The organism is Aeromicrobium sp. (assembly GCF_049586495.1).
GTDB lineage: Bacteria > Actinomycetota > Actinomycetes > Propionibacteriales > Nocardioidaceae > Aeromicrobium.
The window spans coordinates 1-7,169 of the sequence record NZ_JBAVCB010000156.1 but is presented as its reverse complement, the minus strand read 5'-3'; the positions used below and the strand labels follow the sequence as shown (position 1 = coordinate 7,169).

Sequence of the window (7,169 nt, the reverse complement as noted above, 5' to 3'; positions counted from 1 at the left end):
ACCGGACACGGTCTGCTTCTCGAACGCCGGGCTGACGATCTGGGCCAACCTGGGGCCAGAATCGCTGCCGCTGCCCGCGGCGACCCGGGTGCTCGCGTCTTCCGGTCCACTGCCTGTGGACGCAACGCTCCCCCCGGACACCACGGTGTGGCTCGCCGACTGAGACACCGTGTGTTGCGGGCTTCCGGAGGCGGGGTTACGTTCGGGACCACGCCGCATGACGTGGCTCACACGTCGCAGGTGACACGGGTTCTGGGGAGGTCCGGATGCAGGTGAAACCACGGAGACGGTCGGCTCGTCTCGTCGGCGGGATCGCCGCGCTGGCACTGAGCACGTCGATGCTCGCCGCGTGCGGCGGCGACAGCGGCAAGCCCACGCTCAACTGGTACATCAACCCCGACGGGCAGGCCACGCTGAACCAGCTGGCCGAGGACTGCAGCACCGACGACTACGACATCGCGATCCAGCTGCTACCCGCCAGCGCGACCGACCAGCGCACCCAGCTGGCTCGCCGGCTCGCCGCAGGAGACACCTCGACCGATCTGATGAGCCTGGACCCCGTGTTCGTGCCGGAGTTCGCCAACGCCGAGTGGCTCGCCCCGTTCGAGGGCGAGCTCGCCGACACGGTCCTGGACGACGACGTGCTCGAGGGCGCCGCGGAGACGGTCGTCTGGAACGACCAGGTGGTGGCCGCTCCACAGTGGGCGAACACGCAGGTTCTGTGGCACCGCAAGTCGCTGGCGGAGGCGGCCGGGCTCGACATGACCCAGCCGGTCACGTGGGACCAGATCATCGAGGCCGCCGCCGACAACGACGGCACCGTCGGGGTGCAGGCCGACAAGTACGAGGCGTACGTGGTGTGGATCAACGCCCTCATCCAGGGCGCCGGCGGCGACATCCTCGACCCCGACACGGTCGAGGAAGGACGCGACGCCGAGGTGACCATCGATTCGGAGGCGGGGGCCGAGGCTGCGGCCGTCATCGCCAAGCTGGCGGACTCCGAAGCGCGACAACCCGATCTCACCACCTCCAACGAGGGCACCAGCCTCGGGGCGATGTTCCCCGCCGAGGGCGCCGGCGAGTTCATGACCAACTGGACCTTCGTCTACAAGAACTACGAGGGCCTGATCGGCAAGCCGGGCGGACCCGAGGACGAGTCGGGCTTCGAGGATCTAGGGTGGGCTCGCTACCCCCAGACCGTGGCCGGCGAGGAGTCCAAGCCGCCGATCGGCGGCATCGACATCGGCGTCGGTGCGTTCTCCAAGCACCCGGACTTCGCCCAGGAGGCGGCCGTCTGCGTCACCAACTCGGACGCGCAGACAGCCTTGGCCGTCAACGAGGGTCTGATGCCGTCGCGCCAGTCGGTGTACGACTCCGCCGAGCTGAAGGACGCCTATCCCGCCGATCTGCTCACCCTGTTCAGCGAAAGCGTCGACACCGGAGGCCCTCGCCCCAAGAGCGCCCTGTACAGCCAGGTCTCCAGTGCCGTGCAGTCTCGGTGGCACTCCCCGGCATCTGTCGGCCCCAAGACGCCGGAAGAGTCCGCAGCTTTCCTCCGAGACGTCTTGAGCGGAAAGGCTCTGTTGTGACGACGCACATGGATTCGGACCGGTCCCGCGCGGAGAACCGTCTTGCACTCAAGCTCGTGGCACCCGCGATCGCGCTGATGCTGCTGGTCACCGCGTTTCCGATGCTGCGGGCGCTGTACCTCTCGCTGTTCGACTACTCGCTCACGGCACCGGACGACCGGACCTTCGTGGGACTGGCGAACTACAGCACCGCGCTGAGCGACTCGTTGTTCTGGCGAGACACGGCCAACACCGTCATGATCATGGTCGTCACCGTCGCGGTCGAGCTGGTCATCGGTTTCGCCTTCGCGATGGTCATGCACAAGGTGATCTTCGGCCGCGGTGTCATCCGGACCTCGATCCTGATCCCCTACGGCGTCATCACGGTCGTGTCGGGTTTCGCCTGGCAGTTCGCCTTCTCCAACACCAACGGTTTCGTCAACAGCTGGTTGCCCTTCGTGGGCGACGACTTCAACTGGTTTGCCGAGTACCAGTCGTCGATCCTCGCGATCATGGCCTCGGAGATCTGGAAGACGACGCCCTTCATGTCGCTGCTCCTGCTGGCGGGCCTCGCGCAGGTGTCCAACGACATGCTCGAGGCCGCCAAGGTCGACGGCGCCACGTGGTGGCAGCGGCTCTACAAGGTGATTCTTCCCAACATGCGGGCGGCGATCATGGTCGCCGTGCTGTTCCGCGCGCTGGATGCCTACCGGATTTTCGACAACATCTTCGTCATGACCGCTGGCGCGAACGGCACCGAGTCGATCTCGTTCCTGACCTATCGGCAGGTCATCGAGCAATTCCAGCTCGGCATCGGCTCGGCGCTCTCGGTGCTGTTGTTCCTCTCGGTGCTGGTGGTCGCGTTCGTCATCGTCAAGCTGTTCAAGGTCGATCTGGCCGCCGCACGGCAGGAGAGCTGAGATGAACTCCGAGCTCAAGAACAAGATCGGCACCGGCGTCGGCGTCGCACTGATCCTGGCCTGGTGTTTGCTGCCCGTCGCCTGGATCATCTCGCTGTCGTTCAAGTCTCAGGAGGCCGTCACCAACGGAAGTCCCGGCTTCTTCCCGTCCAGCGGCGGTGGGGCCGGCTGGCAGAACTATGTGGACGTGCTGCAGGACGACCAGTTTCGCCGAGCCATCTTCAACTCGATCGGCATCTCCCTGACGGCCACGATCTTGTCTGTCATCTTCGCGACACTCGCTGCCTACGCCATCGCTCGGCTCGAGTTCGCTGGCAAGAAGTTCGTGCTGACGATCGCCCTGGTGATCGCGATGTTCCCGGTCGTGTCGCTGGTCGGCCCGTTGTTCGACATGTGGCGCACCTTCGGCATCTACGACACGTGGCCGGGGCTGATCATCCCCTACATGTCCTTCACCCTGCCCCTGGCGATCTGGACGCTGTCGGCCTTCTTCCGCGAGATTCCCTGGGAGATGGAACAAGCCGCCCAGGTCGACGGCGCCACCTCGTGGCAGGCGTTCCGCAAGGTCATCGTGCCGCTGGCCGCTCCCGGCGTGTTCACCGCCGCGATCCTGACGTTCTTCTTCGCGTGGAACGACTTCGTCTTCGGCATCTCGCTGACCTCCACGGAGAACGCTCGCCCGATTCCTGCCGCTCTGTCGTTCTTCGTCGGAGCCGATCCGTTCAACCGGCCGGCTTCGCTGCTGGCCGCTGGCGCCGTGGTCGCAACGGTGCCGATCGTGGTCCTCGTCCTGTTTTTCCAGCGCAAGATCGTCGCCGGCCTGACCGCCGGCGCAGTGAAGGGTTGATCTCATGGCCGCCATCGAGATGAAGAACATCGTCAAGAAGTACGGAGACGGCTTTCCGGCCGTCAACGACGTGAGCATCGACGTCGCGGACGGCGAGTTCATGATCCTGGTCGGTCCGTCCGGCTGCGGAAAGTCGACGCTGCTGCGCATGATCGTGGGCCTGGAAGACATCACCGAGGGCGACATGATCATCGGCGGCGACCGGGTCAACGACCTCGCGCCACGCGACCGCAACCTGTCGATGGTCTTCCAGAACTACGCGCTCTACCCGCACCTGACCGTCTACGAGAACATCGCGTTCCCGCTGCGACTGGCCAAGAAGAGCGACAAGGAGATCGACGAGAAGGTTCGCGAGGCCAGCAAGACCTTGGATCTGGACGAGCACCTGGAGCGCAAGCCCGCCAACCTGTCCGGTGGTCAGCGACAGCGCGTGGCCATGGGTCGGGCCATCGTGCGGGAGGCTCGGGCGTTCTTGTTCGACGAGCCGCTGTCCAACCTCGACGCCAAGCTGCGCGGTCAGATGCGCACCGAGATCGCCCGCCTGCAGAAGAAGCTAGGCATCACGACGGTCTACGTCACCCACGACCAGACCGAGGCCATGACGCTGGGCGATCGAGTGGCCGTGCTGAAGCGCGGCGTTCTGCAACAGCTCGCGAGCCCGCGCGAGCTGTATGAGCAACCCGTCAACCTCTTCGTCGCCGGCTTCATCGGATCGCCACCCATGAACTTCCTCCCGGCCACCGTTGAGGACGGTCAGGTCACCCTGCCATTCGGCACCTTTCCCTTGCCCGAGGACAAGGCGAAGGCAGCCGAGGGCAAGGGCTTGCTGATGGCCGGAATCCGCCCCGAGCACTTCGAGGACGTCTCGGTCATCGACGAGGGGAACCTGGACTCCGCGCTCACGTTCGAAGCCCACATCGACGTCCGGGAATGGCTTGGCGACCAGCAGTACGCGTACGTGCCCTACGAGGCCGAGGCGAAGGTGCAGGACCAGCTCAAGGAGCTGGCCCGCGAGTCCGACAGCGACTCGCTGCGCACCCAGCTCGTGGTCTCGCTCGACGCCGCCAGCACCGTCTCGGAGGACGATGACGCCACCTTGTTCATCGACACCGACAAGATGCACCTGTTCGACCCGTCGACTGGGGAGAACCTGACCGTCGGCCTCTGACGCACGGCCTTACCGCTTCTTGCCCTTGTCCTTGACAGCTGCGAGGACCTCGACATTCCACTCGTGCTCGCGGATGAGGCGGTACCGCTCGCAGGCGACCCGCAGGAACGCCTCGACCGGCCGCTCCTTCTCGCCCCGGACTCCGGCCTCATCGATCATCGCGATGACCGGGGCGAACTCCTCGGCGTACCAACGCGACGCCATGGTCTCCGGATTCATGTACGCCCCCTCGGCGTGCATGGTCCGCGCGGCCCAGGCCTCGACCGCTTCGGCGATCTCGCCATACTGCTCGGGGGTGTCCACCGCGATAGCAGCACGCGCCTCGCCGGTGAACGGCACGCGTTCGAGCATCAGGCGGCGCCAGAACTTGCGCTCCAGGTCCGATCGTGCGGCGATGTCGACCGGCAGGAGGAAGGTGTCGATCGCCGTGATGCGTGCCTCGATGAGCTTCTCCCCCATGCTCCGCGCCACGGACACCCGGTGGTGCCCGTCCTTGACGAAGTAGTACTCGCCGATCTGAAAGACCTCGATCGGGGGAATGACCTCACCGGTCCGGGCGGCCCGCGCAAGCCGCTCCCACCGCTCGCGGCTGCGCGCCGAGGTGGGGCGGAACCGTCGGTCGAAGTCGCGCACCTTGTCGACCGAACCGACGATCGCGTCCAGAGCGATGACCTTGGTGCCCACGTAGTTCTCGGCGCGACGCCCCAGCGCCGCCAGGACATCGTCGAAGGACATCGACTGCACGACGTCCTCGTGGTCGTTGCGCAACCTCGCCGCGAGACTCGACAGGACCTGGTGCCGCCGGGCGCGCATGAAGTCGCTCTCGGCGTCGACGCGCGGCGATCCTGAGCTGCTGGCCATGTCAGGCGCTCCGCCGGGGTTCGATGTCCAGGAGGCTGAACGGAATCACGTTGCGAATCGTCGTGGATCCGATCTCGCGATCCGCCTTGACCATGCCGTACGGGTGAATGTGCCCGTGCAGGTGCCAGGTGGGGCCCAACGCGTTGATCGTGTCGGGCAGCGCCGCGATGCCAACGTGCGGCGGATCGGGCTCGTCGCCGAGTCCGAGAGGCGGTGCGTGGGTCAAGAGCACGTCGACGGCCCCAGCGTCTCTGACCAGCCGCCGGGCCCTTCTGACGTACTGCTTCTGCGTGTACTGGTGGTCACCAGCGTTGTAGCGCACGCATCCTCCGAGCCCGGCGATCCGCAGCCCTCCCACGACAGCGCTGCGCCCGTCGACATTCACCATGCCGCGCGGGCTGGCACCGCGTCCGAGGCTGGCGGGCGGCTCGTGGTTGCCGGGCACGTATGCAGCCGGTACGTCGAGCAGCGAGACCAGGGATTCGAGGTAGTCCCACGGCAGGTCGCCGGCAGCGAGCAGGAGGTCGACGTCCAGATCACGCACTCTGGACCTGACGGACTGCGCCGGTTCGTCGGCCACGGCGAGGACTCGCACCATGCCGTGATGCTACTCCGCCGCCCAGCGAGCCTTGTCGGCCTCGATGCGGCGGCCGAGCAAGAAGGCGCTGGCCCACAGCACGGCGAACATCGCCCCCACGAAGAACATCGGCGGGCTCAGGAACCCCAGCGCGATGGTGGCGACCTGACAGGCGTGCCCGACCCAGTAGGCCCACGGGCGGCTCAGCAGACCGGCGGTGAGGACGCAGATCAGGGCCAGACCCAGGCCCAGCGGCAGGGCAACAGCCTTGTCGATGTCCTCGACCGAGATCAAGACCGGTACAGACAGCCCGACGATGATGGCCTGCAGGGTGAGCATCGCCGCGCACATGCCCCTCATGACTCAGCCCTCATGAGGTCCGCCGAACAGCACTCGGGCCTCGCCCACCGTGATGACCGAACCCGTGACCAGGACGCCGCCACCACCGATCTGGTCGCTGAAGCCCTCGGTCGTCTCGGTCAGCACGATGGCCTGCTCCAGCGCGTCATCAAGACGCGGCGCCACCGTGACGCGATCCTCGCCGAACAGGTCGGCAGCGATCTCGCCCAGCTCGGCCGCTGGCATCGCGCGGTCGGTGCTGCTCTGCGTGATCACGACGTGCGCGAGCACCGGTTCCAGGATGCGCAGGATCTCGTCTGCATCCTTGTCGTTCATGATGCCGACCACGCCGATCAGGGGGCTGAGGTCAAAGGCGTCCTGCACGGCGTCGATCGCCGCCTGGGCACCGTGCGGATTGTGCGCCGCGTCCAGCAGCACGGTGGGGCTGCGCCGCACCACCTCGAGGCGGCCCGGCGACGTGACGTGGGCGAAGGCTTCGCGCACCAGATCGGGGTCGAGCTCGCGTCCGGCCGAGAATGCCTCGATGGCGGCCAGCGCGTAGGCCGCGTTGTGGGCCTGGTGGGCGCCATGCAGCGGCAGAAAGATGTCGTCGTAGCGTCGGGCCGTCATCTGCAGGTCGATCTGCTGGCCGCCCACGGCGTTCACGCGTGAAGCGACGCCGAAGTCGACGCCCTCGCGCAGCGGTGTGGCGCCGACCTCCAGGACGCGCTGCATGAGCACATCCATGACAGCAGGCTCCTGCTCGGCGATCACGACCGCCGAACCGGGCTTGATGATGCCTGCCTTCTCGACCGCGATCACCTCGGACGATCGCCCAGGTAGCGCGCATGGTCGACGGCGATCGGCGTGATGACGGCAACCTCTCCGT

General features: G+C 66.6%; 9 protein-coding genes. 5 read left to right on the top strand and 4 right to left on the bottom strand.

Annotation, left to right across the window (positions count from 1 at the left end):
• Positions 1–31 precede the first annotated feature (31 nt).
• The 5 genes from WB508_RS08395 (at position 32) to WB508_RS08375 (ending at position 4,503) form a co-directional block, all read left to right on the top strand.
• Positions 32–163 (top strand): hypothetical protein, encoded by a 132-nt coding sequence (locus tag WB508_RS08395; protein WP_423844434.1) that lies wholly within the window; start codon positions 32–34, stop codon positions 161–163.
• Positions 164–266: 103 nt separating this feature from the next.
• Positions 267–1,589, top strand: coding sequence for an extracellular solute-binding protein (locus WB508_RS08390; RefSeq protein WP_423844433.1), 1,323 nt, complete (start codon positions 267–269; stop codon positions 1,587–1,589).
• An 8-nt stretch (positions 1,590–1,597) separates the two neighbouring features.
• Positions 1,598–2,488 carry a carbohydrate ABC transporter permease gene (locus WB508_RS08385; RefSeq protein WP_423844432.1) on the top strand — a complete coding sequence of 297 codons (891 nt, stop codon included), beginning with the start codon at positions 1,598–1,600 and terminating at the stop codon, positions 2,486–2,488.
• 1 nt (position 2,489) lies between these two features.
• On the top strand, positions 2,490–3,335 hold the full coding sequence (locus tag WB508_RS08380) for a carbohydrate ABC transporter permease (protein WP_423844431.1): 846 nt from the start codon (positions 2,490–2,492) through the stop codon (positions 3,333–3,335).
• Positions 3,336–3,339: 4 nt separating this feature from the next.
• The gene (locus tag WB508_RS08375; RefSeq protein ID WP_423844430.1) at positions 3,340–4,503 is read left to right on the top strand and encodes an ABC transporter ATP-binding protein; all 1,164 of its coding nucleotides are present in this window, start codon (positions 3,340–3,342) and stop codon (positions 4,501–4,503) included.
• A gap of 9 nt (positions 4,504–4,512) precedes the next feature.
• On the opposite strand, the gene WB508_RS08370 is transcribed toward WB508_RS08375, so the two are convergent.
• From WB508_RS08370 to WB508_RS08355, 4 genes are all read right to left on the bottom strand, one after another.
• Positions 4,513–5,364 (bottom strand): chromosome partitioning protein ParB, encoded by an 852-nt coding sequence (locus WB508_RS08370; RefSeq protein WP_423844429.1) that lies wholly within the window; start codon positions 5,362–5,364, stop codon positions 4,513–4,515.
• Position 5,365: 1 nt separating this feature from the next.
• Complete coding sequence (locus WB508_RS08365; protein ID WP_423844428.1) at positions 5,366–5,962, bottom strand: metallophosphoesterase family protein; 597 nt, start codon at positions 5,960–5,962, stop codon at positions 5,366–5,368.
• Positions 5,963–5,971: 9 nt separating this feature from the next.
• Positions 5,972–6,301 (bottom strand): DUF4233 domain-containing protein, encoded by a 330-nt coding sequence (locus tag WB508_RS08360; RefSeq protein ID WP_423844427.1) that lies wholly within the window; start codon positions 6,299–6,301, stop codon positions 5,972–5,974.
• 3 nt (positions 6,302–6,304) lie between these two features.
• On the bottom strand, positions 6,305–7,169 hold an 865-nt coding region (locus WB508_RS08355), incomplete at its 5' end, for a bifunctional folylpolyglutamate synthase/dihydrofolate synthase (RefSeq protein WP_423844426.1).

Bases quoted from the DNA above. Each gene is read 5' to 3' on its own strand.
- WB508_RS08390 (WP_423844433.1), top strand. From the start codon at position 267: ATGCAGGTGAAACCACGGAGACGGTCGGCTCGTCTCGTCGGCGGGATC.
- WB508_RS08365 (WP_423844428.1), bottom strand. From the start codon at position 5,962: ATGGTGCGAGTCCTCGCCGTGGCCGACGAACCGGCGCAGTCCGTCAGG.
- WB508_RS08370 (WP_423844429.1), bottom strand. From the start codon at position 5,364: ATGGCCAGCAGCTCAGGATCGCCGCGCGTCGACGCCGAGAGCGACTTC.
- WB508_RS08375 (WP_423844430.1), top strand. From the start codon at position 3,340: ATGGCCGCCATCGAGATGAAGAACATCGTCAAGAAGTACGGAGACGGC.
- WB508_RS08360 (WP_423844427.1), bottom strand. From the start codon at position 6,301: ATGAGGGGCATGTGCGCGGCGATGCTCACCCTGCAGGCCATCATCGTC.
- WB508_RS08380 (WP_423844431.1), top strand. From the start codon at position 2,490: ATGAACTCCGAGCTCAAGAACAAGATCGGCACCGGCGTCGGCGTCGCA.
- WB508_RS08385 (WP_423844432.1), top strand. From the start codon at position 1,598: ATGGATTCGGACCGGTCCCGCGCGGAGAACCGTCTTGCACTCAAGCTC.